Annotated in this window: 19 protein-coding genes and 2 pseudogenes; 14 read left to right on the top strand and 7 right to left on the bottom strand. The window is 62.3% G+C overall.

The annotated features are described in order from the left end of the window. Positions 1-96: 96 nt before the first annotated feature. Together GAL01_RS02690 and GAL01_RS02685 are read left to right on the top strand one after the other, a co-directional pair. Positions 97-954: a uracil-DNA glycosylase gene (locus GAL01_RS02690; RefSeq protein WP_062030378.1), complete on the top strand. Its 858-nt coding sequence runs from the start codon at positions 97-99 to the stop codon at positions 952-954. A 182-nt stretch (positions 955-1,136) separates the two neighbouring features. Then, positions 1,137-3,101 (top strand): transglycosylase SLT domain-containing protein, encoded by a 1,965-nt coding sequence (locus GAL01_RS02685; protein ID WP_174694426.1) that lies wholly within the window; start codon positions 1,137-1,139, stop codon positions 3,099-3,101. A gap of 38 nt (positions 3,102-3,139) precedes the next feature. Here GAL01_RS02685 and GAL01_RS02680 read toward each other — a convergent pair whose 3' ends face one another. After that, positions 3,140-3,718 (bottom strand): YqaA family protein, encoded by a 579-nt coding sequence (locus GAL01_RS02680; protein ID WP_062030374.1) that lies wholly within the window; start codon positions 3,716-3,718, stop codon positions 3,140-3,142. 144 nt (positions 3,719-3,862) lie between these two features. Here GAL01_RS02680 and GAL01_RS02675 point away from each other — a divergent pair, with 144 nt between their 5' ends. Next, entirely contained in the window at positions 3,863-4,411 is a 549-nt protein-coding gene (locus GAL01_RS02675) for a cytochrome b (RefSeq protein WP_062030372.1), read from the top strand. Between the two features lie 75 nt (positions 4,412-4,486). Here GAL01_RS02675 and GAL01_RS02670 read toward each other — a convergent pair whose 3' ends face one another. From GAL01_RS02670 to ccmA, 3 genes are all read right to left on the bottom strand, one after another. After that, entirely contained in the window at positions 4,487-7,807 is a 3,321-nt protein-coding gene (locus GAL01_RS02670; protein ID WP_062030370.1) for a S41 family peptidase, read from the bottom strand. Between the two features lie 103 nt (positions 7,808-7,910). Continuing rightward, positions 7,911-8,576 (bottom strand): heme exporter protein CcmB, encoded by a 666-nt coding sequence (gene ccmB / locus GAL01_RS02665; protein ID WP_062030368.1) that lies wholly within the window; start codon positions 8,574-8,576, stop codon positions 7,911-7,913. Then, a complete protein-coding gene (gene ccmA / locus GAL01_RS02660) occupies positions 8,573-9,208 on the bottom strand; it encodes a heme ABC exporter ATP-binding protein CcmA (RefSeq protein WP_062030366.1) in 636 nt (211 codons plus the stop codon). The genes ccmB and ccmA overlap by 4 nt, the downstream gene beginning before the upstream one ends. 252 nt (positions 9,209-9,460) lie before the next feature. Here ccmA and GAL01_RS02655 point away from each other — a divergent pair, with 252 nt between their 5' ends. After that, a complete protein-coding gene (locus tag GAL01_RS02655) occupies positions 9,461-10,207 on the top strand; it encodes an amino acid ABC transporter ATP-binding protein (protein WP_062030364.1) in 747 nt (248 codons plus the stop codon). Continuing rightward, positions 10,207-11,736, top strand: coding sequence for an ABC transporter substrate-binding protein/permease (locus GAL01_RS02650; RefSeq protein ID WP_062030362.1), 1,530 nt, complete (start codon positions 10,207-10,209; stop codon positions 11,734-11,736). Before GAL01_RS02655 ends, GAL01_RS02650 begins: the two co-directional genes overlap by 1 nt. Before the next feature lie 21 nt (positions 11,737-11,757). Here GAL01_RS02650 and GAL01_RS02645 read toward each other — a convergent pair whose 3' ends face one another. From GAL01_RS02645 to GAL01_RS02635, 3 genes are read right to left on the bottom strand one after another with little or no spacing between them, the layout of a single operon-like run. Then, on the bottom strand, positions 11,758-12,702 hold the full coding sequence (locus GAL01_RS02645) for a hypothetical protein (RefSeq protein ID WP_062030360.1): 945 nt from the start codon (positions 12,700-12,702) through the stop codon (positions 11,758-11,760). Positions 12,703-12,705: 3 nt separating this feature from the next. After that, positions 12,706-13,959, bottom strand: coding sequence for an AAA family ATPase (locus tag GAL01_RS02640; protein WP_062030466.1), 1,254 nt, complete (start codon positions 13,957-13,959; stop codon positions 12,706-12,708). Between the two features lie 32 nt (positions 13,960-13,991). Further along, a complete protein-coding gene (locus GAL01_RS02635) occupies positions 13,992-14,609 on the bottom strand; it encodes a hypothetical protein (protein WP_062030358.1) in 618 nt (205 codons plus the stop codon). 216 nt (positions 14,610-14,825) lie between these two features. On the opposite strand from GAL01_RS02635, the gene rimP reads away from it, so the two are divergent. The 9 genes and pseudogenes from rimP to pnp all read left to right on the top strand — a co-directional run bounded on the left by rimP (position 14,826) and on the right by pnp (position 24,547). Continuing rightward, positions 14,826-15,437 (top strand): ribosome maturation factor RimP, encoded by a 612-nt coding sequence (gene rimP, locus GAL01_RS02630; protein WP_062030356.1) that lies wholly within the window; start codon positions 14,826-14,828, stop codon positions 15,435-15,437. Positions 15,438-15,471: 34 nt separating this feature from the next. Continuing rightward, entirely contained in the window at positions 15,472-17,025 is a 1,554-nt protein-coding gene (gene nusA, locus GAL01_RS02625; protein WP_062030354.1) for a transcription termination factor NusA, read from the top strand. Beyond that, the gene (locus GAL01_RS02620) at positions 17,000-17,677 is read left to right on the top strand and encodes an RNA-binding protein (protein ID WP_082790728.1); all 678 of its coding nucleotides are present in this window, start codon (positions 17,000-17,002) and stop codon (positions 17,675-17,677) included. Before nusA ends, GAL01_RS02620 begins: the two co-directional genes overlap by 26 nt. Beyond that, positions 17,674-18,094 (top strand): annotated as a pseudogene (locus tag GAL01_RS16200) (translation initiation factor IF-2 associated domain-containing protein); the annotation flags it as partial. The gene GAL01_RS02620 and the pseudogene GAL01_RS16200, both read left to right, overlap by 4 nt. Before the next feature lie 173 nt (positions 18,095-18,267). Then, positions 18,268-20,430 (top strand): annotated as a pseudogene (gene infB, locus GAL01_RS02615) (translation initiation factor IF-2); the annotation flags it as partial. Then, positions 20,427-20,855, top strand: coding sequence for a 30S ribosome-binding factor RbfA (gene rbfA / locus GAL01_RS02610; RefSeq protein ID WP_174694425.1), 429 nt, complete (start codon positions 20,427-20,429; stop codon positions 20,853-20,855). The pseudogene infB and the gene rbfA, both read left to right, overlap by 4 nt. A gap of 98 nt (positions 20,856-20,953) precedes the next feature. Beyond that, entirely contained in the window at positions 20,954-21,955 is a 1,002-nt protein-coding gene (gene truB, locus GAL01_RS02605) for a tRNA pseudouridine(55) synthase TruB (protein WP_062030350.1), read from the top strand. Further along, positions 21,915-22,184: a 30S ribosomal protein S15 gene (gene rpsO / locus GAL01_RS02600; protein WP_011253110.1), complete on the top strand. Its 270-nt coding sequence runs from the start codon at positions 21,915-21,917 to the stop codon at positions 22,182-22,184. Before truB ends, rpsO begins: the two co-directional genes overlap by 41 nt. A gap of 212 nt (positions 22,185-22,396) precedes the next feature. Next, the gene (pnp, locus tag GAL01_RS02595) at positions 22,397-24,547 is read left to right on the top strand and encodes a polyribonucleotide nucleotidyltransferase (protein ID WP_062030348.1); all 2,151 of its coding nucleotides are present in this window, start codon (positions 22,397-22,399) and stop codon (positions 24,545-24,547) included. Positions 24,548-24,558 lie beyond the last annotated feature (11 nt).

The following is a 24,558-nucleotide window of genomic DNA, read 5'->3' as shown; positions in this document are numbered from 1 at the left end:
AGAAGAAACTCTAGCCCTCTTGAGGCTCCACGCCAACCGGCATCCCTTCGGGGGCTGTTTGGCGACGGAGTGGGAGGCCATCAGGACGGATCAACCATGACGCCCCCAGTCAGTAGTGTGTCGGCCGTGCCGAGCCGGGCCGATCTGCTGGCCGCGCTTCAACTTCAGTATGACTGGGGTGTAGACGAGGCCTTGTGCGAAATGCCGGTGGATCGCCTGTCCGAGGCGACGCCACAGTTGCCGCCGCGTGTCAGCGCGGAGCGGCAGGACGCTGAACAACGTTTGCCGGATGCTTTTGCGAGAGGCGATGGAGCGCGCCGGATGCCTGCAAAGGCGGTCGGAGCGTCGGCGAACGGGCTTTCCGGGCGGGCGGTGGAAGAAGCGCCGGATCTGCCGACGCTGATGCGTCTGACCGAAGCGCCGGGCGACCTGTTTCTGGCCCGGACCGCCACGCATCGGCTGGAGCCGGTGTTCGTGGAAGGGGCGCCGTTCATGCTGATCGGCGAGGCGCCTGATGCGGATGAGGACCGTTCCGGAACGCTGTTTGCAGGTGAGGGTGGGGCATTGCTGGAGAAAATGCTGCGGTCTGCGGGATTGGAGCGCGGACGGATTTCGATGGCGCCCGCCCTGCCGTGGCGTCCGCCTGGCGGGCGAACGCCGAGCGATGCGGAAATGCAGGCCTGTCTTCCGCTTCTGTTGCGGACAATCGCTCTGTGTCGGCCAGGGTTTCTGGTGACGATGGGTGTGACGCCGCTGCGGATGCTGGTGGGGCCGGATGCTGCTGTCGGACGGATGCGGGGTCGGTGGACAGACGTATCGGTTCCGGGGCTTGCGACTCCGTTGCCCCTTCTGCCGATGCGACACCCCCTGCAACTGCGGGCAAGTGCGGCTGCACGGCGGAATGCCTGGCAGGATCTGCTGATTCTGATTGAGAAACTCTCTCCGGAAGAATGAGGACTAATTGGGTACAAATACTACCGTTAAAAAACTTCGGAAAAACGTAAAAAAACGCGCGATGACAGGTGTTTGCCACTGGATTGTTTTAGGGTTGGGTTATATCATTGCCCAGTCCAAGGATGTGTAGAACTTAACAAGTTCTTGCCAAGGGCCTGCAAAGCGGGTAGCAACCCGCTGCTATGCGAAGGACATCCCCTTTCATTTCAGGCAGTAGCGCCCGGGCTTTGCTCGTCAGCGTACTGATTCTGGCCGGCGGCTCACTGTCTCCGGCGCGTGCGGACAGCACACGCAACCTCCCTCCCCAGCCGGAACCGGTCGGGGATGAGACTGCGTTTGCCGAAGCCCGGCCGTCTTTGGGCGGGGATGGTGTTGTCTCGCTGCCTCATCCCCTGACGGCGGCCATGGCCAGCCGCTACCGGCTGATCTTTCAGGCCCAGCGCGAAGGCAATGCCCGGATCGTTCAGGAGCAGATGCGTCTGATGACGGATCAGGTGCTGTTGCCGGATGTGCTGGCCGAACGCTATCTGGCGCCGGGGGCGCATCCTGCGGCCGAGCAGCTTCGCGAATGGCTTCATGACTATGGCTCCCAGCCGGATGCGTCGAACATTCAGGCGCTCCTTCTGAAAATTGTGCTGCCCGGAACGGTTCAGGTGCAGTCTTTCCTTCGTCCGCTGGCGGCGGATGCGCGGTCTGACGATGCGAAGGGCACGATTACCCCTGTCGATCCGCTGATGCATGCGTTCGCCCGGAATCCGCTGCTGGATCATACGGTGCAGGAGCGGGCGCTGACGGGGCTGCGTGGTGCGGAAAGCGCGCTGCATCTGGTGGATATCACGCCGGGGATGACGGCGCCCTATGCCGCCCAGCTTTACGGTGAGGTTGCGCTTGGTCTGCTGTCCCAGGGGGAAACTCTTGCGGCGTTGCGGAATGCAAGTGCGGGGTTTGGGCGTGGAAACAGTCAGGTCGGACTGCCCGCCTATGTTGCCGGGCTTGCCGCCTGGCGCGAAGGGCATGTCGAGGCGGCCTATGACCTGTTCCAGTCTGCGGCCAATGCGCCCGTTACGGCGCTGGAAATCCGTGCAGCTGCGGCGTTCTGGGCGGCGCGGGCCGAGGGGCGGCGTCACGACATGGCGGGCTATGTGAAGTGGCTGCATCGTGCGGCCACCCATCACGAAACCTTCTATGGCATGCTGGCCTCCCAGACGCTGGAGCTTGGGCGCCATGGTCATGCGCGTCTGCCCGGCGGGCGGATCGAGGTTACGCTGCATGATCCGGTGCCTGTGCTTGCCGAAATCGACGTCGAGGCTGTGGGCGCCCTGTCGCAGGGACGCCAGCTTTTTGCTCTCCTTCAGGTTGGTGAGCGCACGCGGGCGGAGAATCTGATCCGGCGCATGTGGGTGGATGTCGCCTCGGACAGCGCGCGCTCGCGCTCGCTTCAGCTTGTGGCTCAGGCTGCGGGTTACGAGGACCTGTCCGAACAGCTTGCATCTCTTATCATGCATCGGGAATCGCAGGCGACGCCGCCGACGCCGCTGCCTCTGCCAGCCCTGAAGCCAAGCCATGGTTTTCGGATGAATCCGGCGCTGGTCTATGCGCTGACGCGGGTTGAATCCAACTTCGATCCATCGGCGACGTCAGGGGCAGGGGCGCACGGGCTGATGCAGATCCGCCCGGTGACGGCGAGTTTCGTGACCGCGTCGCACATGACGTATGACTCGCATGGCGTGGCGGTGATACCGGTGGCGCCCGATATGGTCAGCCGTCTGCACAATCCGTCTTCCAATCTGGAGATCGGACAGCTTTACGTGTTGTATCTGGCGAACCAGTCGAACCGGGTTGCTACAGTGACACCGCCTGAGGGCGGAGATCTGGTCCGGGTTCTGGCGTCCTACAATGCCGGGCCGGGAGCGATTGCCCGCTGGGAAGGCGCGCAGAAGGCGGATATGCATGATCCGCTGTTCTTCATGGAAACACTCCCCAATGGCGAGACGCGCGATTATGTCCATCGCGCCCTGACCTATACCTGGCTGTATGCGCACCGCATGGGTCTGCCGTCTCCGTCGCTGAAGGCGCTGACACGGTCTGAATGGCCGTCTTTTGGGGAAGAGCAGGCCATGGCGCATGAGCGCATGGCCCTCAACTGAGGTCCTGAACTAAGACCTGGAACTAGGATTCGAGTGCCTTAAAGAAATTCGATCAGGGCGATGCCGCCTGCGATCAGGATCAGGGCCCCGAACAGGACGAGCGCCAGACGCTTTTCGATGAAATCGCGAATGGGCTCTCCAAAAGCGCGGAGCAGGGCGGCTTCGAGAAAGAAGCGTGCGCCCCGGGTGACGACGCTGGCGGCAATGAAGGGCAGGAGCGGGAAATGCGCCGCACCTGCCGCCAGTGTGACGAATTTGTAGGGCAGCGGGGTCAGGCCCTTGGCGAGAATGATCCAGACGCCGTAGTGGCGGAACATGGCTTCCAGATTCAGGATGCGCTGGTCGGCATGATAGAAATGCGCGATCGGCATGCCGACATGTTCCATCAGGAACGCCCCCAGCACCCAGCCGATCAGTCCGCCCACGACGCTGGCTGCCGTGCAGACGGAGGCCAGGAACCACGCCCGTTCGCGATTGGCGAGCAGCATGGGTATGAGCATCAGGTCCACCGGAAGTGGGAACACGGAAGATTCTGCCACGGCGACGACGATCAGCCACCAGACAGCTCGCGGAGAGGCGGCCAGTTCGGTGATACGGGTGTAGAGCAGTGTCAGCATGGTGGTCTGATCTTCCTGTAAAAACGTCCGTACTGTCCTACCCGGCCTGCGGGAGCTTGCAAATCCGTAACTCTGTGCAACATGTGTTTCGGTAAGCGAACGGCTATAGCAAGCGAAATCGTTCTTCCGGAGTGCTGCCGTTTCATGGACAAGACCCTCGCGCCGTTTCAGCGTTATTCCCCTGTGGCCAGACTGTTCCACTGGGGTATGGCGGCGATCATCATTCCGCTGTGGCTGCTGGGGTTCTATGTGGGGCGGATCATGCCGCATGCGGCAACCCCGCAGAAGGCGCTTCTGCTGCTGATCCACAAGGAAATCGGGCCGTTCATCATTATCCTGACGGTTCTGCGGCTTGTCTGGCGGGCGACGCATCGGCCACCCGCGATGTCATCGGATATTCCCGAAGAAGAGCGTCTGGCGGTACAGGTCGGGCATTTCGGGCTGTATGCGATGATGCTGGTCGTGCCCTTGACGGGGTGGGTGCGGAGTTCCGTTCATGGCCTGCCGATCCCGATGCTGTGGATCGTCGATCTGCCGCCACTGGCGCATAAGGCGCCTGTGTTCGTGCCGCTGGTGAATGTGCTGCACCAGTTTTCGTCATGGATTCTGGGTATCCTGATCGCCGGGCATGGAATTGCGGCGCTGCTGCATCGCTATGGCCGCAGGGATACGGTCATGGACCGGATGCTCTGAAAACCGGCAACTCATGAAAAAGCCCCCTGTCCGAGTCATCGGGCAGGGGGCTTTTTTGTGGAGAGACGCTCCGGTTTACTTCGGGGCAGCGGGTTGCTGGACCGGGAAGGGAGCTGGTTTCAGGGCCGGGCGCGGATGGTCGGCCATGTCCTTGCCGAGCCATGTGAGGGCGGCGTCAAGCTGCTGGTCCTGTCCGTTGAAGGTGGCGACCGGCATGTTTTCGACCTCGATATCCGGAGCGACGCCCCTGTTTTCCACCAGCCACTGTCCGTTCAGGTCGAAATAGGGATTTTCGGCCGTCCGGGCATTGCCGTTGTCGATCAGACGGTCTCCGTCCGAGAGCCAGACGCCCGCGCCTGCGGTACGCTCGCCCAGCAGCGGGGCGATATGCAGGGACTTGATGCCCTGCGAGAAGGTCTCGCCATCCGAGTAGGTCATTTCATCGGACAGGACGATCAGGCGGCCCTGAAAGGACTGCTGCATATCCACCGACGGTGCGTTGCCGTAGCGGCCCCAGAACATCCACGGGCGACGCATGAGCTGTGTGAGGACCCAGCTGTCGATATTGCCGCCCGTGTTGCCGCGGACGTCGACGATCAGGCCGTCCTTGTCGATATTGGCGTAGAATTCGCGGGCGAAGGCTTCCATGTCGTCGCCGACCATGGATTGCAGATGCAGATAGCCGATGCGGCCGTGGCTGGCGCGGTCGACGATATCCGCGCGGCTGACTTCCCAGTCCCGCGCGCGCAGGTCACGCTCCTTCATATAAGACACGGGCGTTACGATGATCTTGTGGTCTTTCCCGCTGCGCGCGAGCGTCAGGAGAACCTGCTTTCCGGCCTGATCGGCAAGAAGCGAGCCGAGGTCGGGCTGGCCTGCGGTCGGCTGGCCGTTGATTGCGGTGATGAGATCGCCGTTCCGGGCGTCCACGCCGGGAGCGGCCAGCGGGGACTGCTGATCGGGGAGGTCGCGGTCGCCCTGATAAATGTGGTCTATCCGGAAGCCCTTGTCCTCATGCGTCAGATGCGCGCCGAGGCCTGCAATGAGGCTGGAAGCGGGCTGGTCGAATGTCGTGGGCGCATGGAGCTGCGAGTGCATCGCGCCGATTTCCGCAACCATCTGGCCGAGCAGATCGTCGAGATCTGCACGGTCTCCAAGACGGTCCACGAGCGGGGCGAAATGGGCGCGTACGGCTTTCCAGTCCACGCCGTGCAGCTCGCGGTCATAGTAGTGGTCGCGGTGCAGGCGCCAGGCGTCCACGAATTCGTCCGCCCATTCCTGTCCGGGGTCGATCCGCAGGCGCAGATGGTCAAGTTCGATTTTCTTGCCGGCCAGTTCCTTGGGCTGCTTCTCGCCCGCAGGCGTCAGGAGCAGTTCGGGGGCGTTTTTGCCGCGACGGCTGAGGGTCAGAAGGGTCTTGCCGTCCGGGGTGATGTCGAAGCCCGAGATCTTTGCCGCGTAGGTTTCGATCTTGTGTTCGTTATTGTCGATATGGATCGACTTCAGATCGCCCGGACCGTCGCCTGAGCCGGAATTGTCGATCGTGAAGAGATAGTCGTCAGAGACGCCAAGGCCTTCATAGTCGCCGGCCGGGATGGGCGCCTGATAAAGGCGTGTGGTGATCCCGGCCCATTCGATGGCGGGAAGGGATTTTTTCTTGTCGCCGTCTTTCTTCTTGTCATCCTTTTTATCGGCGTCGGGCTTCTTGTCTGTCGGGTCCAGTTCGGTCGCGGGCTGGAACGGGAAGCGTTCGCCAGACTGAAGGGCAAGGGCGTAGAGTCCGGTGCGCTTGGGGAAGGCCGGTCCGATATTGCGGTCTCCCCAGGGCGAGCCGTTGGCGAGCGAGAACGTGCGGTCCGACAGGAACCACAGCCATTTGCCATCCGGGGAGAAGCTGGGCGTATAGGATTCATAGCGCCCGTCCGTTACCCAGTTCGACTGGCCGGTGGCGGGGACGTAAAGGGCAATCTGGCGACGCAGGTTCGCGCCGCGTGTGCGGACGTAGGCCAGAACATGTCCATCCGGGGACCATGATACTGAGTCAAAGACGTTGGTGCCGTCCAGCGTGGCGTTATCGACCAATTTGTCGGCCTTTGTGGACAGGTCCGTCAGCCAGAGGCGGCCCAGAAGGTCGGTATGGGCGGCGTATTTGCCATCCGGGGAAAGAGACAGCGCCACGGGTTCGGTGGAGGAGGGCTGGGTGATGGCCTCGCCCTTGCCGCTGCCGTCGGCTGCAAAGCGCCACAGGGCGGAATCGCCGCCTGCATCGCTGAAGGCAATGACGGATTTGCCGTCCGACGTGATCTGGGCGAGACGCAGGCGGACGTTATCGGGGGTGGCGAGCACGACGACCCGGCGGGGTGAAGCGCCGGCAACCACAACATGACCGCGCATGGTGAAGGCGGCGGCGTCCCCTTTAGGAGAAATGGTCGAGGACGTCAGGAAGCGCGTCGGCTTTTCCAGCCAGTACGGGCTGCGGGGCAGGTTGTCGGAGGTCAGATCGACTTTGACGGGCGTGGTCTCACCGCTGGCCAGATTGAAATCGAACAGGTCCGCGCCTTTGCGCAGGACGATGTGATCGCCGGAGATGGAGGCTTCGAGAACGCTGTAATCCGTAAAATGGGTGAGCTGTTTCGCGTCCGAGCCGTCGGTGGCGAGGCTCCACAGATTATAACGTCCATCTTCGTCGGAAATGACGATCAGGCGGTCGCGCCAGGGCATCGGGCGGATCAGGTTGGCGTCATGCGTGCCGATGCGCTCGGCTTCCTTGCCGTTCTGAAGATCGAAGCGCCAGAGCTGGGACAGCGCGCCGCCGCGATAGGCGCGCATGTGATCGCCGGTCGTGGCGAGGCCAAAGCGGATCGCATAAAGCCAGTGTCCGTCCGGGCTGAGGGCGGCATCGTTCACGCCGGAAAGCGGGAAGACACGTGTTGCGCCGGTTTTCGGATCAATGGCGGAGACGGTCTGGGTGTAATAGGGGCCGGTTGCGGCGGGGCTGGCATAGAGCACCCCGGCATGCGCGTCCCAGCCAATGATCTTCAGACGCGCGACGTTCTCGAACGTCAGGCGGTGCGGCGTGCCACCGCTGCGGGGCATGACGTAGATTTCGGTCGGGCCGTCGAAATTGGCGGCGAATGCGATCTGGGTGCCGTCCGGAGAAATGACGGGATGCGGGTCGATGGCGTTGGCGCCCTGCGGCACGGTCGTCAGGCGCTGGGCCTGACCGCCTGCGAGGGGAACGCTCCAGACGGACTGTTCGGCGTTGAACAGGACGGTCTGGCCGGAAATCGAGGGCTCACGCAGATAGCCCGGCTCGGCCTGGGCAACGCCGAGACTGAAGCCCATCAGGGCTGCGCAGGACAGGAGGGAGTTTCTGAGCGAGGAGCGTTGGAGCATGGCGATGATCTCGATATGAAACGAATATGGTCCAGTCGTTTCATAAAGGTGTCATCGCGTCAAAGGCCCCCGGATGACATCCTGTTAAGATATAACACTTCGTTCAGCCCACGGCGGCCTTGAGGCCCTGTCCGGCGGCGAGGGGGCATAGCGGCAGGCAGGCGAAAAGGCATGCTCCCAGCAGATCAAGGCTTGCGGCAGGAGAAGTTGCGAGCTGCCCGGCATAGGACGAAGCCGCGCCAAAAATCAGGACGGGTGTTGCCAGTGGCAGAACGAGCAGCGGGAGCAGCACGCCGCCACGCCGAGCGCCAAGCACGATCGAGGCTGCCATGCCGCCCAGAAGTGAGAGGGACATCGTGCCCATCGCAAGACCGGCCAGCAGAAGGGGAAGTTCGGAGCCCTTGACGCCCAGCATGATGCCGAGCGGGATGCTGGCAATCAATAGTGGAAGGCCGGTTGTCAGCCAGTGCGCAGCCATTTTGGCGAAGGCCACGGCGGCGGGGGCCGGACCGGTCAGCATCAGCAGATCGAGAGAGCCGTCTTCGAGTTCGGCTCCGAACAGACGGTCCAGCGGCAGGAGACAGGCCAGCAGCGCGCAGACCCAGATGATGCCCGGCCCCATATGTCGCAGAAGGTCGGGCGAGGGGCCGAGGGCGAGCGGGAACAGGCTGCCGCACAGTATAAAGAAGAGCAGCGAGGCGAGCGTGTCGGCGCCGAAGCGGAACGCCAGACGGAGGTCACGGTCGATCAGGGCTAGAAAAGCGGTCATGACAGCCAGAAGGATTCCACATGCGCGAGCGAGGGCAGTTCGTGCGAGCGGGTGTTGTCGAGGGGAAGCGGCACATGTGTTGTGACGATCATCGCACCGCCCTTTGCACGATGGGCGGCCATGACGGCCCCAAGGCGCTCGATGCTGGCGACGTCCAGCCCGACCGTTGGCTCATCGAGCAGCCAGAGCGGCGCGCCGGACAGCATGACGCGGGCGAAAGCGGCGCGGCGCTTCTGCCCCGAGGACAGCAGGCGCGCGGGAAGATCGGTCAGATGTGTGAGATCAAGGGCGTCAAGCGCGTCGGGCAGGCTGGTTGTCCCGAGTTTTTCGGCCAGAGCGAGGTTCTGCGCCAGCGTCAGCCCTGGCTTGAGGGCATCCTGATGGCCGAGCCAGGCGAGGGCGCCATAACGCACGACGTCGCCTGAATCGGGGCGCCGCAGGCCGGAGATCGTGCGGAGGAGGGTGGATTTCCCGGCCCCGTTCGGACCCGTGAGGATCATGGCGTCCCCGGCGTCTAGCGTCAGGGACACCCCGTCGAGCACCAGCCGGTCTCCACGGAACACCGTGACGTCCTCGACATCAAGGAGGCGTCCGGGCGTGGGAGGTGGTGGAAAATCAGACGGGGTGGTCATCGGAAGGTCTCATGCGCGGGGTTCGGTTCTGTCCCGGTGTGTGTCTTTCTGTTTTAGAGACCCTGCGGGCGTCCTTCGCAAGGGCTGGCGTGGCGCAGGTGGCCGGGAGGGGTGAAAGAAATATGATGATCGTATGAATCGTGACATGAGCTGCATTAAGGTCTCGATACCCGTGCTCAGGTCCGTTATGAGGTCTGCACGGTCGTGTGATCGTGCGTCTTTTTTCAAGGGTTTCCGGAACTGGCTGATCTGGTGCTGCAGGCGAGTGGTATCGCCAAATCTTTTGGTGGGAACGAGGTTCTGAAGGGCCTGTCGCTCGATGTGGAGCGTGGCGAACTGATCTCGATGATCGGGCCTTCGGGATGTGGAAAATCCACGTTCCTGCGTTGCCTCAACTTTCTGGAGCATCCGGATGCGGGGTCTGTCCGGATCGAGGATGTGACGGTTGCGTGTACGGGCAAGCACTGGAGCCGCGCCAACGAGGCCGAGGCCCATAAACTGCGTGCGCATGTCGGGATGGTGTTTCAGGCCTTCAATCTGTTTCCCCATCGTACGGTGCTCGATAACGTCATGATGGCGCCGATCCAGGTCAAGAAGATGTCCCGTGACGAGGCGCAGTCCATTGCCTGTGAGCTGCTGGAAAAGGTCGGCCTTGCCGCGACCAAGGACCGCTATCCAGACAGTCTTTCGGGCGGGCAGAAACAGCGCGCCGCCATTGCGCGGGCGCTCGCGATGAAGCCGTCTGTCATGCTGTATGACGAGCCGACGTCCGCGCTGGACCCCGAGCTTTCCGAAGAAGTCCTGTCCGTGATGCGGGCGCTGGATGATGATGGCATGACACAGCTTGTGGTGACGCATGACATGCGTTTTGCGCGTGCGGCTTCGGACCGTGTTCTGTTTGTCGAAGGCGGGGAAATCGTTGAGAGCGGTGATCCGGACCTGATGTTCGCCAACCCCAGGGAGGGACGGACACGCCAGTTCCTGCGGACACTTCTGTGATGAAGAAAATTCTTGCGCTTGTGCTGGCTCTTGCGGCCAGCCCCGTTTCTGTCGCGCTGGCCGATGCGCCGGCTGCTGCCCCTCAGGAACTGCTCTGGGCGTCGGACGGTGAGGCGAATGTGCCTTACGTCTTTCATGATCCGGCCCATGAATCGCGGATGACCGGCTTCGAATATGAACTGGCGGACGCGATTGCCGAGCGGCTGCATCGCAAGGCGACCTTTATCCAGAACGACTGGGACGGTCTGATTCCCGGCCTGTCACGCGGGCTGTACGGGATGGTGCTGGACGGCATCGAGATGACGCCGGAGCATAAAGCGGCCGTCCTGTTTTCGCGTCCGTATTATGTGACGAGTGAGCGGATCATTGTCCGGCATGACCAGACCGGACTGGACACGATGGAAGCCCTCAAGGGCCATACCGTCGGGACGATCAAGGACACGACGGCGGAGCGGATGCTGCGTCGGCAAGGTGGCTCGAACGTGCGGTCCTATGAAGAAGAGACGAATGCGTTCTCGGATCTGCGGAACGGGCGGCTGGATGCGATCCTGCTCGATGCGCCGATCGCACTTTATTATGGCAGCATCTCGCCGGATATGAAGCTCGTTGGCGACCCGATCGGGAGCATGGAATACGGGATTGCGTTCTCGCCCGAAAACCGGGAGTTGCGCGATCAGGTGGATGCGGCGCTCGGCGAAATCATCAAGGATGGAACGCTGCATCGCATTCTGGCGCGCTGGAACCTGTGGACGCCGCTGATGGCGAACTACACGGGGGACAACAGCCAGCCGGATATCGCGCCGACGGAATGGAACCGTTATCAGGAGGCCATGGCAAACACGACCGGCAGCGGCTGGCGTGTTCTGATGCGGCGTTATGTCAGTTTCCTGCCGCTGATCGGGCAGGCGGCGCTGATGACGCTGGCAGTTTCGGCGCTGGCCATGGTTCTGGCTGTGGCGCTCGGCCTTCTGCTCGCGCTCGCGCGGCATTATGGCGCGGCTCCGCTGCGTTTTGTTGCGGGGATCTATGTCGAAGTCGTCCGCGGGACGCCGCTTCTGATTCAGGTGCTGTTCATTTTCTATGGGCTGCCGGCATTCGGGATCCGGCTGTCGCCTTTCGTGGCGGGTGTGATTTCGCTGGGTCTGAACTATGCAGCCTATGAAGCGGAAAACTATCGCGCTGGGCTTCTGTCCGTCCCGCGCGGGCAGATGGAAGCGGCGATTGCGCTGAACATGACGCACTGGCAGGCGCTGCGGCTCGTGATCGTGCCGCAGGCGTTCCGCACTGTCGTGCCGGTCATGACCAACGACTTCATTTCACTGCTCAAGGACAGTTCGCTCGTCTCCGTTATTACGTTAACGGAACTGAGCCAGACCTATGTGCGGCTGTCGTCCACCTATTACGATTATTTCGGAACGGGGATCATGGTGGGCATGGCGTATCTGCTGCTCGGACTGCCGTTCGTGCGGCTGGCGCGCATGGCCGAGCGACGGCTGGGACGCGGTTTCTCGGGAGCCGGGCACCACTAAAACCGGGTGCCCGGTCCCTGTTCAGGACGGCTGAGGGGCGGATGGATCGTTGATGAGCGGGGAAACAAGAGTCGCCGTATTCAGCGTTCCGTCAAAGCCCTGACGCAGGACACGCGACCACCCGATCATCCATCGGTCCAGAGCGTCAATGAACTGGGAGGCCTCCGGGTTTTTGTGAACCGAGGCCTTGTTCCAGTATTGCGGGGGCGCCAGAAGCTGGCGCGATCCGCGCTCGATGGGGGCGACGAGCGTCTCGACCGTTTCGATATGAGCGGTGCCCTTGCCAGCCGCTGCGGCATAATACCAGCCGACATTGATCATCAGGCTCGGGATCGGAAAGCCCAGGGTGCGCATTCGCGAAAACGCTGCCGTGATGAACGGGTCCGTGCTGACGCTCTGGTTTTCCAGCACGGCGTTGCTGGTATAGCTGCATTCCTGCGAGATGCCGGGCCTGTCTGAAATATGCGCAGCGTAATCGCGGTCGTCATGACAGGGGGTTTCGAGCTGTTCGGCCAGATCGGCCGGGACGGGCTGCTGCGTGGCGCGCACGACGATGACCCCGGAGACGACGCCGCGATCGGTCCGGGCCAGAACCTGCTGGGAGAGTTCTCCATGCGCCCCGCTGCGGGCGGTCAGGATCGGATGCCAGTCTCCGGCCGGAAGCGGGAGGATGCGTCCGGCAATGGTCAGGCTGCCGTGTTCGGTGATGCCAGGATCGGGAACGCCGATCTGGTCACCGAGGCCGGGCGCACCATTGGGCTGTGCCCCCTGCGCGTCCGGCTGTGAAGCGCCGGAACCGGCATTACCCGGTGGTGCCGCGCCCGGCAGATGCCCCGGAAGCCAGGGCATGGCCTTCTTGAGCGCGGGGGTGGGATAGAAGGCGGCCATGCCGAGCGCGCCGACTGTTACAATCACGCTCGTGCGCCACAGGGGCGCGCGTCGCCAGAGCCGTCCGAATGCCGTCATGGATCAGTGACTCACCCGACCGAGCTGGGCTTCGGAATCGCTGGCGATTTCCGTGATGACGGTGCCGTCGTCCTGCGTGACGAGGCGCACGCGCTTGGCGCCCTGCTGACGCGCAACGATCAGGCTTTCGCTGACCATGTCCTCGATGGAGCGGACGAGATCGCGCGCGCTGGCGCCGGTGCCAAGGTTCTTCTGCTTGACCATGACCTGGAACAGGACACCGGCGTCGATGCCGCCGGTTTCGACATGCAGGCCATAACCTTCGATCATGGCTTCGATTTCGAGTGCCGCGACGCGGGCAAGGTCCAGCCCACGCAGGGCGCGGAAAATGAAAATCCGGTCCAGACGGTTGAGGACTTCCGGAGCAAAGCCGGATTTGCGCAGGGCTTCGACCGACTCGGCACGCATCTTTTCGGGTTCGTTGGCGAGACGATCGGCGATTTCGGTCAGGGCTTCGGTGGCGATGTTGGACGTCAGCATGAAAATCGCGCGCGTGGTCGAGACCTGCTCGCCGGTGGAAGCTTCCGTGACGTGGCCATCGTTCCAGGCGGTGAGGAACTTCTTGAAGACGTCCGGATGGGCTTTTTCGATTTCGTCGAGCAGGACCACGGCGTCCGGATGATCCTTGAGGCCTCCTGTGAGCTTGCCGAACGTGTCGGAGCCGACATAGCCTTTGGGCGAGCCGAAGAGCTGTGTTGCGGCATGGGCGCTGGACATCTGCGTCATGTCGAAATGCAGCAGGGGGCGTTCCATCTGCTTGGCCATCTGTTTGGCGAGGTAGGTCTTGCCGGTGCCTGGAGGGCCTGCGAGCAGGAAAATGCCCACAGGCTTGCCGCGGACCTGAAGGGCTAAGCGGCGGCGCATCTGCTGGGCGATATCCTCGCAGACCTGATCCTGTCCGATGACGCGGGCGCGGAGGGAGGCGGCCAGTTCGTCGGCGTCGAGAACGGTTTCGCGCTGTTCGCGGGCCATGAGCTCTTCAAGGGCTCCGCGGTTCGTCAGACGGCTGAGAACATCCATGATGAGACCTTTCCTGCGGCGCAGTCCGCGACGCGCCAGTTTTTCGGCTGACGTTTCATACGCCAGCCCCGTGACTGCCAGAAGGGCGCTGATGCCTGCCAGCGGAAGATAGAAACGCCGTCCCCATTCGATGGCGGCCCACAGCCCGTTCAGTGACAGGTGTAGCATGACCGCGACCTGAATGACCGCCAGAATGAGAAAGGCGGCCATCATCAGCGGCATGGCCCGGTTGAGCATGGGCACGAGAGACTTGAACACCGGGCGGTTCCTTACTGGACGATCACATTGAGCAGGACGCGCTGGTCGAGCGTCGTCAGGGCAGGCAGGGCTTCGGGGCCGAGGGCCGTGAGGGCGCCGACGATGAGGGCAGGTGCATGCGGGATGCTGATAGGAGCAATGAGAATCTGTCCGGCTTCGACAATGGGGATGACGAGATGCTGGAACTTGCCCGTCAGGACAATACGCTGTGTCAGGCCGGAGACCGTGACGTCAATGCTCTGGCCGACGGCACCCGACGCATCCAGCACAGGCATTTCCACGAGGCGCATCTTGCCGTCCTTCACAGCGGCTAGAATGCGGGCGCGGTCCGCCGGACTGAAGCCGCTTCTGGCAAGGGCTGCCGGAGCCTTGGCGGGTGGCAGCATCGAAAGCTGAACCGCGGCGGTCTGGGCAGCGGGAATGGCCGGAACGTTCTGGGATGGGGGCGCTATCGCAGGCGCGGTGGCCGTGTTGTGGGTGTAGAAAAAAGCACCCGCACCGACGGTCAGGGCCGCGATCAGGCCACCTCCACCCCACAGAGCCCGGCTCCGGGAAGCGGGATCGGCGGGCAGAGGTTGCGGGCGCGGTTCGGGGCGCAGTTCCGGTCGGGGCTCGGGCTGGACAGTCATTTCAGAACCATCTCACTCCCGACAGCGTCCGAAGACAAGGGCTTTCGGGGCATCGGAATGTAAACAAATCTTTCGACTCGTCCAATGGACAAGGCCTTCAGGAATAAAGGGATTTGCGTTCCTCTTGCGTCTTGAGAGGAGGTGACTTACATAAGGCACATTCCATTCATCTTCCGCTCATTTGGGGGGTGGCCCTGACGGGCCGCCTTTTTTGTCTTGTCTCAGCAGCACGCCTCTTCCGACATCGAACTGCCTCACCTTACGGGGCTGGAAGCCCGTATCGCGGAACGGATCGCGCCGACCCTGGCCGATCTGGGCTACGAACTCGTGCGTCTTTCGGTGCTGGGGCGCGATACCCCGACGATCCAGATCATGGCAGACCGTGCGAACGGTTCCCTGATTTCAGTGGAAGACTGCGAACAGATCAGTCACGCCGTGGGCGCCATTCTGGACGTTGACGATCCTATCCCCGGTGCATGGATGCTGGAAGTGTCGTCCTCCGGGATCGACCGCCCGCTGACACGCGCCAAGGACTGGGAACGATTCGCAGGCCATCTGGCGAAGGCGGAACTGGACGTGCCGCTCAATGGCCGTCGCCGTTTTTCGGGGACCGTCATGGGCGCGCGGGACGGAAATGCCCTCATCCGCCTGGATGACGGAACCGAGGCGGTGCTGCCGTTGGTAGATATCCGCAAGGCCCGTCTAGTCCTGACCGATGCGCTGATCGAGGCGAGCGCTGCTCTTGCAGGGCTCGATCCTGAAGGGGAAGATGGCGGCGAAGCGCGCCAGGCGCCCAAACTGAATCCGAAAAAGCCGGGAAAGAAGTGATGACCCGTCTCATGCTGGCTGGAGGTCCGATCTGATGGACACGTCTGTTACACGTCCCGAACTGCTGCTGGTTGCCGATGCAGTCTCCCGCGAGAAGAACATTGACCGCGAGGAAGTGCTCGAAGCGATGGAGCAGGCCATCCAGAAGGCTGGCCGCGCAAAGTACGGGCATGAAAAGGACATCCGCGCGACGATTGATCGCAAGAGCGGTGAGGTCCGTCTGAGCCGCTGGACCGAGGCGGTCGAGCAGGTCGAGAACGAAGACACGCAGATCCCGCTGCATATCGCCCGGAAGTTCCAGCCGGAAATCAAGGCTGGCGAGCATCTGGTCGATCCGCTGCCTCCGATTGATTTCGGCCGTATCGCCGCGCAGACCGCCAAGCAGGTCATCGTGCAGCGCGTGCGCGAATATGAGCGCAAGCGCCAGTACAACGAGTTCAAGGACCGCGTGGGCGAGATCGTCAACGGAACCGTCAAGCGGACCGAGTACGGCAACCTTATGGTGGAGATCGGTCATACCGAAGCTCTGCTGCGTCGTGACGAGCTGATCCCCCGCGAATCCTTCCGCAATTCCGATCGTATCCGCGCCTATATCTATGATGTGCGTGATGAGCCGCGCGGTCCGCAGATTTTTCTGTCCCGCACGCATCCGGCCTTCCTTGCCAAGTTGTTTGCGCAGGAAGTTCCGGAAATCTACGACGGAATCATTGAAATCAAGGCTGTGTCCCGTGATCCGGGATCGCGCGCCAAAATGGCCGTGATTTCGCGCGATGCCGCGATTGATCCGGTCGGTGCGTGCGTTGGTATGCGTGGCTCCCGCGTTCAGGCTGTCGTGGCCGAACTGCAGGGCGAAAAGATCGACATCATTCCCTGGAGCCCGCAGGCCGCGACGTTTGTCGTCAATGCTCTGGCTCCTGCTGAAGTCAGCAAGGTCGTGATGGATGAAGAAGCAGGACGTGTCGAAGTCGTGGTTCCAGATGAGCAGCTTTCGCTTGCCATCGGTCGCCGTGGACAGAACGTGCGTCTCGCCAGCCAGCTGACCCGCTGGGACATCGACATCCTGACGGAAGCCGAGGAATCGGAGCGCCGTCAGGAAGAGTTCCGCAAACGCTCTTCGCAGTTTGTCGAGGCGCTGGACGTCGATGACGTGATCGCGGGCCTGCTGGTGACGGAAGGCTTCCACACCATCGAGGAACTGGCCTACACGGAGCCGGGCGAGCTGAACGATATCGAAGGCTTTGACGAGAGCGTGGCTGAAGAGCTCATGCATCGCGCCAACGATTATCTGGCCAGCAAGGAACAGGCTCTGGACGACCAGCGCAAGGCGCTGGGTGTTACGGACGATGTGGCCGAGCTAGGAACCTTTACGAACCAGATGCTGGTCACGCTAGGTGAGAAGGGCGTGAAGACGCTCGATGATCTGGCCGATCTCGCAGGTGACGAACTGGTGGAGATCCTCGGTGACGAGGCCATCGACGAGGATGCCGCCAATGAGATCATCATGGCAGCCCGTGCACACTGGTTCGATGGTGAAGAAGCCGACTCGGTAAAAACGGAAAACGATGACGGGGAGTCGACCGACGTCTGATCTTTCTGATACTGATAATGGTCCCGTTCGTGGTGCTCTAGGGCGTCGCGGCTCGGAGCGGCGATGCATCGTTACGCGAGAGCAGAAGCCGCCTGAAGGCATGATCCGTTTCGTGGTCAGCCCGGATAACCGGGTTGTGCCCGACCTCGCCGGAAAGCTTCCGGGTCGGGGAATGTGGTTGAGTGCCAGCCGGGATGTGTTAGATAGCGCCCGAACACGACAGGCTTTCGCCAGAGCGGCAAAAGCCCAGGTGACCGTACCGGAAAACCTTGCCGATCTTGTCGGCGGGGCTCTGGTGCAGCGGATGCTGGATGCAGTCAGTCTGGCCCGGAGAGCCGGTCAGACGGTCTGCGGGTTTCAGAAATGCCGGGAGTGGCTTACCTCCGGCAGGGTAGGGGTGGTGATCCGTTCGGAAAGTGCAAGTCCGGACGAATTTTCCAGACTGGTGTCGGGCCGGCGTTCTCTGCCGGTTGTGACAGTTCCCGATCGGGTCCTGGAATCGGCGTTCAGCCGGGACCGGGCGGTCTATGCGGTGATGGCGCCTGGTGCGCTGGCACAGCGCCTGATCGCCGAACATGAGAGATTTTCGGGAGTGGCAGGACGTCCGCTCCCAGACCCCGCAGGGGTCAGTAAGGAACAGGCGGAACTATGAGCGACGGCAACGAGCGCAACCAGGACGGAAACAACACCCCATCGCAGGGCGGCGAACAGACCAGAAGCAGCCGCCTGTCGCTTCGCCCCGCTGGACGGCCGGAGGTCGGGCGTACTGTGGATGCTGGCTCCGTGCGTCAGAGCTTCAGTCACGGCCGTTCCAAGGTCGTGCAGGTTGAAGTGCGCAAACCCAAACGCAATGCCACTGGCCCGGGCGCCGGTGCGGCGGCACGCGGTGGCCGGCCGGGTGGTCGTGCCCTGACGGCAGCCGAGCTGGCAGCCCGTCAGCGCGCTCTGGAAGGGCAGCGTCAGGCTGCGGCTGAAGAAGCGGCGCGGCGCGAAGAAGAAAAGATTCAGATCATGTCTGCTGCCGAGGCCGCGCGTCGCGCCGCCGAGGAAGAGCGTCTGATCGCCGAACAGAAGGCAGCGGAAATCGCTGCGTTGAAGGAAAGCGAGCAGCAGGCTGCACGGGAACAGGCTGCGGCCGAAGCCGCAGCACGTGCTGCGGAACAGGCGGCTGTTGAAGCTGCTGCCCGTGAAGCCGAGGAAGCTGCGCGTTCGGCTCCTCTGGACCCGCGCACGCATTCGACCGGTGGTGTGCAGCTTGCTGCCCCGGTTCAGCGTCTGCGTCCGCTCGCCGAGCGTGCCATCATGCCGCCGCGTCCGGTTCAGCCGTCGCGTCCGGCGCCTTCTGCCGCTCCTGCCCGTAATAACGAGACCCTGCATCTGCGCTCGGGTGCAGCGGCTGCTGGTGAAGAGGAACGTCGTCCCGCGCCGCGCCGCAGTGGCCCGGGGGCGCCTCCGGCACCGCCGCGTCGTCCGTCGGCACCGTCCCGCAAAGCCGGTGGCAGCGACCGCCGCTCGGGACGTATCGACGTCCGTGCTGCGATCGAAGGGGATGACGACAAGACCCGTTCGCTGGCCTCGGTTCGCCGCCAGCGCGACCGCGAGCGTCGTCAGGCCGAACTGGAGCGTCTGCGTTCCGATCAGGTGCGCGTCGTGCGTGATGTCATCGTGCCGGAAACCATCACGGTTGCCGAGCTGGCCAACCGTATGGCGTCCCGTCAGGGTGAAGTCATCAAGGCGCTCATGAAGATGGGTGTCATGGCAACGGCCGCCCAGAGCATCGACGGCGATACCGCCGAGCTGGTGGTTGAGGAATTCGGTCATCGCATCAAGCGTGTGTCCGAGAGCGACGTTGAAATCGGCATTGAAGGCGTTGAAGACAGCGCCGAGGAACTGCTGCCGCGTGCTCCGGTCGTGACGGTTATGGGGCATGTCGATCACGGCAAGACCTCCCTGCTCGACGCCCTGCGCACCACGGATGTGGCGGCAAGCGAAGCCGGTGGCATTACGCAGCATATCGGCGCGTATCAGATCACGGCACCGTCGGGGAAGAAGATCACCTTCATCGACACGCCGGGTCATGAGGCTTTCACCTCCATGCGTGCCCGCGGTGCGTCCGTCACCGATATCGTGGTGCTGGTCGTGGCAGCCGATGACGGTGTGATGCCGCAGACGATCGAAGCCATCAAGCATGCCAAGGCTGCCAATGCTCCGATCATCGTGGCGATCAACAAGATCGACAAGCCGGGTGCCAATCCGAACCGTGTCCGCCAGGAACTCCTGAGCCACGAGATCGTGGTCGAGGAAATGGGTGGCGACACCCAGGATGTCGAGGTTTCGGCCCTCAAGCGGACCGGGCTGGACAAGCTGGAAGAGTGCATCCTGCTTCAGTCCGAAATGCTGGACCTGCGCGCCAATCCGGACCGTGTTGCCGAAGGTGTGGTGATCGAAAGCCGTCTGGATCGTGGGCGTGGCCCTGTTGCCGCTGTTCTCGTCCAGAAGGGAACGCTGCGTCGCGGCGATATCCTGGTGGCCGGTTCCGAATGGGGCCGTGTCCGCGCCGTGCTCGACGATCGTGGTCGCCAGCTCAAGGATGCCGGTCCGTCCATGCCGGTCGAGGTTCTCGGCCTGACGGGTGTGCCGGGTGCGGGTGAGCCGTTTGTCGTTGTCGAAAACGATGCACGGGCCCGTGAAATCAGCGAATTCCGGCAGCGGAAGATCAAGGACAAGGAAGCGGCCTCGCAGGTTGCGGCCCGCGGAACCCTCGATCAGATGCTGGCCCGGATCCAGGCCGGTGTGCAGAAGGAAGTTGCCCTTCTCATCAAGGCGGACGTTCAGGGTTCGGCGGAAGCAATCTCCGCTACCGTGCAGAAGCTGGCCCATGAAGAAGTTGCGGTTCGCGTTCTGAACGCCAGTGTTGGTCAGATCACGGAAAGCGACATCCAGCTTGCCAAGGCTTCGAATGCCATCATCGTGGCGTTCAATGTCCGTGCAACCACGCAGGCCCGTGAACTGGCCCAGCGCGAGGGTGTGGATATTCGCTATTATTCGATCATCTATCAGGTGGCGGATGATGTGGAGCAGCTGGTCAAGGGCAAGGTCGCGCCGAAGCATCGCGAGAAGTTCCTGGGCTATGCCGAGATCCGTCAGGTCTTCAACATCACCAAGACCGGCAAGGTCGCGGGTTGCTATGTCACCGAAGGTCTCGTCAAGCGCGGCTGTGGCGTGCGTCTGCTGCGTGACAACGTGGTCATTCATGAGGGCGAGCTGAGCCAGCTCAAGCGCTTCAAGGATGACGTCAAGGAAGTGGCCCGCGGCTATGAGTGTGGTCTGTCGTTTGCGGGTTATAACGATCTGCGCGAAGGCGACATGGTCGAGTGCTATGAAATGGAAGTGATCCCGGCTTGAGTTCGCGTTCGAGACATGACCTGAAGGGCCCTGCCGGCGTCACCGCCCAGGGGCCAAGCACCCGCCAGCTCCGGGTGGCTGAAGAGGTCCGCCGTGTTCTGGCGGAGCTGTTCGCCCGGACGGAGTTCCGTGACCCGGAACTTCTGGATGTGCGGATCACGGTAACGGAAGTCCGCATCTCGCCGGATTTCAGGCATGCCACGGCTTTCGTGACGCGTCTGGGACGGAGCGACGTGGAGGTTCTTCTGCCCGCCCTCAAGCGGGTGGCACCGTTCCTGAGAACGGGGCTTTCCAAGTCCCTTAATCTCCGGACGGTTCCGGAGATTCACTTCCAGCCCGATACGGCTCTGGATAACGCCATGGAACTCGACGAGATCATGCGGTCTCCGGAAGTCCGGCGGGATCTGGAAAAAGATTCGGAATAATTTTCAGAAACGCCCCTCCCGTTCGGTGAGGGGCGTTTTTTTTGCATTCCGTCCCTGTGCTGGTCTATCAGCGGCCTTCACAAGCAAGGACGGGATGTATGGGCAGGAAACGTGGACGCGATATCGACGGGTGGCTGATTCTGGACAAGCCGCTGGGTCCGACCTCCACGGATATGGTCAACAAGCTGCGATGGGCGTTTGACGCGAAGAAGGCCGGGCATGGTGGAACGCTTGATCCACTGGCGTCCGGTGTGCTGCCGATTGCGTTTGGCAAGGCGACGCGGACCATTCCCTACATCATGGATGCGACAAAACGTTATCGCTTCACTCTGACATTCGGCGAAAGCCGCACGACGGATGACCTTGAAGGCGAGGTTCTGGCGACGTCGCCGAACCGTCCGACCGATGACCAGATCCTGGCCGTCCTGCCTGCGCTGACGGGCAATGTCATGCAGGTGCCTCCCGTATTTTCGGCACTTCGGGTCGGGGGAGAGCGGGCTTATGACATGGCGCGCGCGGGTCGTCCGCCCGAGCTTCCGCCCCGTCCGGCACGGATCGATTCGATAACGCTTGTGAAACGTCCGGATGCGGATACAGCCGTTTTTGACGTTCAGTCGGGCAAAGGGGTCTATATGCGCTCGCTGGCGCGGGACATTGCGCTGGCCTGTGGAACGGTCGGGCATATTTCGGTGCTGCGGCGGACGAAGTGCGGACCGTTCGATCTGGGCCACGCCCTGACGATCGATCAGATATCACTGGACAAATCGACTCAAACTGTGGACAACGCCGATGCTCTTCCGGCTCCTCTGCTGGATGCGGCGACCGCGCTGGTCGACATCCCGGCGCTGGCCGTCACCGATGCGGAGGGAAGGATGCTTGTCTGGGGGCAGTCGATAGATCCCCTGGACCTCGTGCATCCTCTGCCGGCATCGTCGCAGGGGGAGGACCACCTGTGGCGCGCGATGATCGGAGAGCACGTGCTGGGTCTGTGTCATGTCCGTCATGGGCGGCTCAGGGCAGCGCGTATGCTGGAAAACCACGAGTTTTTTGGAGAACACGATGTCGATTACCGCAGAACGCCGCACGGCACTGATTTCTGAGTACAAGCAGAGCGAGACGGATACGGGTTCGCCGGAAGTACAGGTTGCAATCCTGTCCGAGCGTATCGTCAACCTGACCGAGCACCTCAAGACCCACAAGAAGGACTTCCACTCCCGCCGTGGTCTTCTGATGATGGTCGGTCAGCGTCGTAGCCTGCTGGACTATCTGAAGCGCAAGGACCAGGCTCGTTACCAGAGCCTGATCGAGCGTCTCGGCCTGCGTCGCTGAGCTGATCTGTCCGGGAGCACGCTCCCGGACACCCCCGCCATCGCCTGTCCGGCGGTGCGGGTGCGCGACCGGCGTTTCAGGCCACATGGTGTCATGCCGGGGACTTCCCGCCATCACCGCCATGCCGTCCGAAACGCTGCTCCGCCACCTGCCGGACGCCCGGAGATGGTTTACCCGGGGGATGGTTCCATCCTTAATTTGGGAAAACATGCATGTTTGATTATTTCCGCAAGGAAATCGAATGGGCCGGACGCCCTCTGATCCTGGAGACCGGCAAGGTCGCACGCCAGGCAGACGGCGCCGTCATGATCACATACGGCGACACGGTTGTGCTTTGCACCGCCGTTGGCGCCAAGAACGTCAAGCCGGGACAGGACTTCTTCCCGCTGACGGTCAACTACCAGGAAAAGGCTTACGCCGCCGGCAAGATCCCGGGTGGGTTCTTCAAGCGTGAAGGCCGTCCGTCCGAAGCCGAAGTCCTGAACGCCCGTCTGATCGATCGTCCGATCCGTCCGCTGTTCCCGGAGAACTTCCGCAACGAAGTCCAGATCACCGCAACGGTTCTGAGCTATGACAACGAGAACGATCCGGCACTTGTGTCGCTGATCGGCTGCTCGGCTGCGCTGACGCTCTCAGGCATTCCGTTCTTCGGCCCCGTTGCCTGCGCCCGTATCGGCCGCATCGACGGCAAGCTGGTCGTGAACCCTGTTCATGACGAACTCAAGGACAGCACGCTCGACCTGATGGTCGCCGGTACGGCCGAAGGCGTGCTGATGGTCGAATCCGAAGCCAGCGAGCTTTCGGAAGAGACGATGCTTGAAGCCGTCACGCTGGGTCACACCTCCTTCCAGCCCGTTATCGACGCCATTATCGCACTGGCCGAGCACGCTGCGAAGGCTCCGTGGGATCTGCCGTCGCTGACGAAGGAAGAAATCGCCCTTCGCAAGCGCGTCGAGAAGGTCGGCAACAAGCTGATGGCGGACGCCTACAAGGAACGTCAGAAGCAGGCCCGTTACAAGAAGGTTGCCGAAGCCAAGGACCGGATCAACGAGATTCTGGCCGAGGAAGGTCTGGACCTTGAACTTGCCAAGCCGATGCTCAAGGAGCTTGAGGCACAGGTCGTTCGCGGTTCCATCCTCAAGACGGGTATCCGGATTGATGGCCGTGATCTGAAGACGGTCCGCCCGATCCTGGCTGAAGTCGGCATCCTGCCGCGCGCTCATGGGTCGTCCCTGTTCACGCGTGGCGAGACGCAGGCCCTTGTGGTCGCAACGCTCGGCACGGGTCAGGACGAACAGATCATCGACGCGCTGGAAGGGGAATACCGTTCCAACTTCCTGCTGCACTACAATTTTCCGCCGTATTCGGTTGGCGAGTGTGGTCGCATGGGATCCCCGGGCCGTCGCGAGATCGGTCATGGCAAGCTGGCATGGCGCGCGATCCATCCGCTGCTGCCGACCAAGGAGGCCTTCCCGTACACGATGCGTGTGGTTTCCGAGATCACGGAAAGCAATGGCTCGTCTTCCATGGCGACCGTCTGCGGCTCGTCGCTCGCGCTGATGGATGCCGGCGTTCCGCTGCCGCGTCCGGTGGCTGGCATTGCCATGGGTCTTATCAAGGAAGATCGTGGTTACGCTGTGCTGTCCGACATCCTGGGTGATGAAGATCACCTCGGCGACATGGACTTCAAGGTGGCTGGTACGGCTGACGGCGTGACCGCGCTTCAGATGGACATCAAGATCACGTCCATCACGCCGGAAATCATGAAGATCGCGCTGGAACAGGCCCGCGAAGGCCGGATCCACATCCTTGGCGAAATGTCCAAGGCGTTGACGGAAGGCCGTTCTGACGTTTCGGGCAATGCTCCGAAGATCACGACGATTTCCGTGCCGAAGGAAAAGATCCGCGACGTGATCGGCTCCGGTGGCAAGGTGATCCGCGAGATCGTCGAATATTCGGGCGCGAAGGTCGATATCGGCGATGATGGCACCGTGACCATTGCTGCTGCGAACGACGAGCAGGCCCAGAAGGCCATCTCCCGGATCGAAGGCATTGTCGCCGAGCCGGAAATCGGCCGCATCTATGACGGCAAGGTCGTCAAGACCGCCGATTTCGGCGCGTTCGTGAACTTCCTTGGTCCGCGTGACGGCCTCGTTCACATTTCCGAACTGGCTGAAGGCCGCGTTGCAAAGACGTCCGATGTCGTCAAGCAGGGTGATGCCGTGAAGGTCAAGGTCATCGGGTTTGATGATCGCGGCAAGGTCAAGCTCTCCATGAGGGTTGTCGATCAGGCTACGGGTGCCGATATTACGGAAAGCGTGGGGGCCAGACCTGGCCGTCCGCCCCGTCGCGACGCCGAGTGAGTGTTGGGGCG

The organism is Gluconobacter albidus (assembly GCF_002723915.1).
In the GTDB taxonomy this organism is placed as follows: Bacteria; Pseudomonadota; Alphaproteobacteria; order Acetobacterales; family Acetobacteraceae; genus Gluconobacter; species Gluconobacter albidus.
Note: the sequence above shows the minus strand (reverse complement) of the source record. Positions and strands in the feature narration are given on the sequence as shown.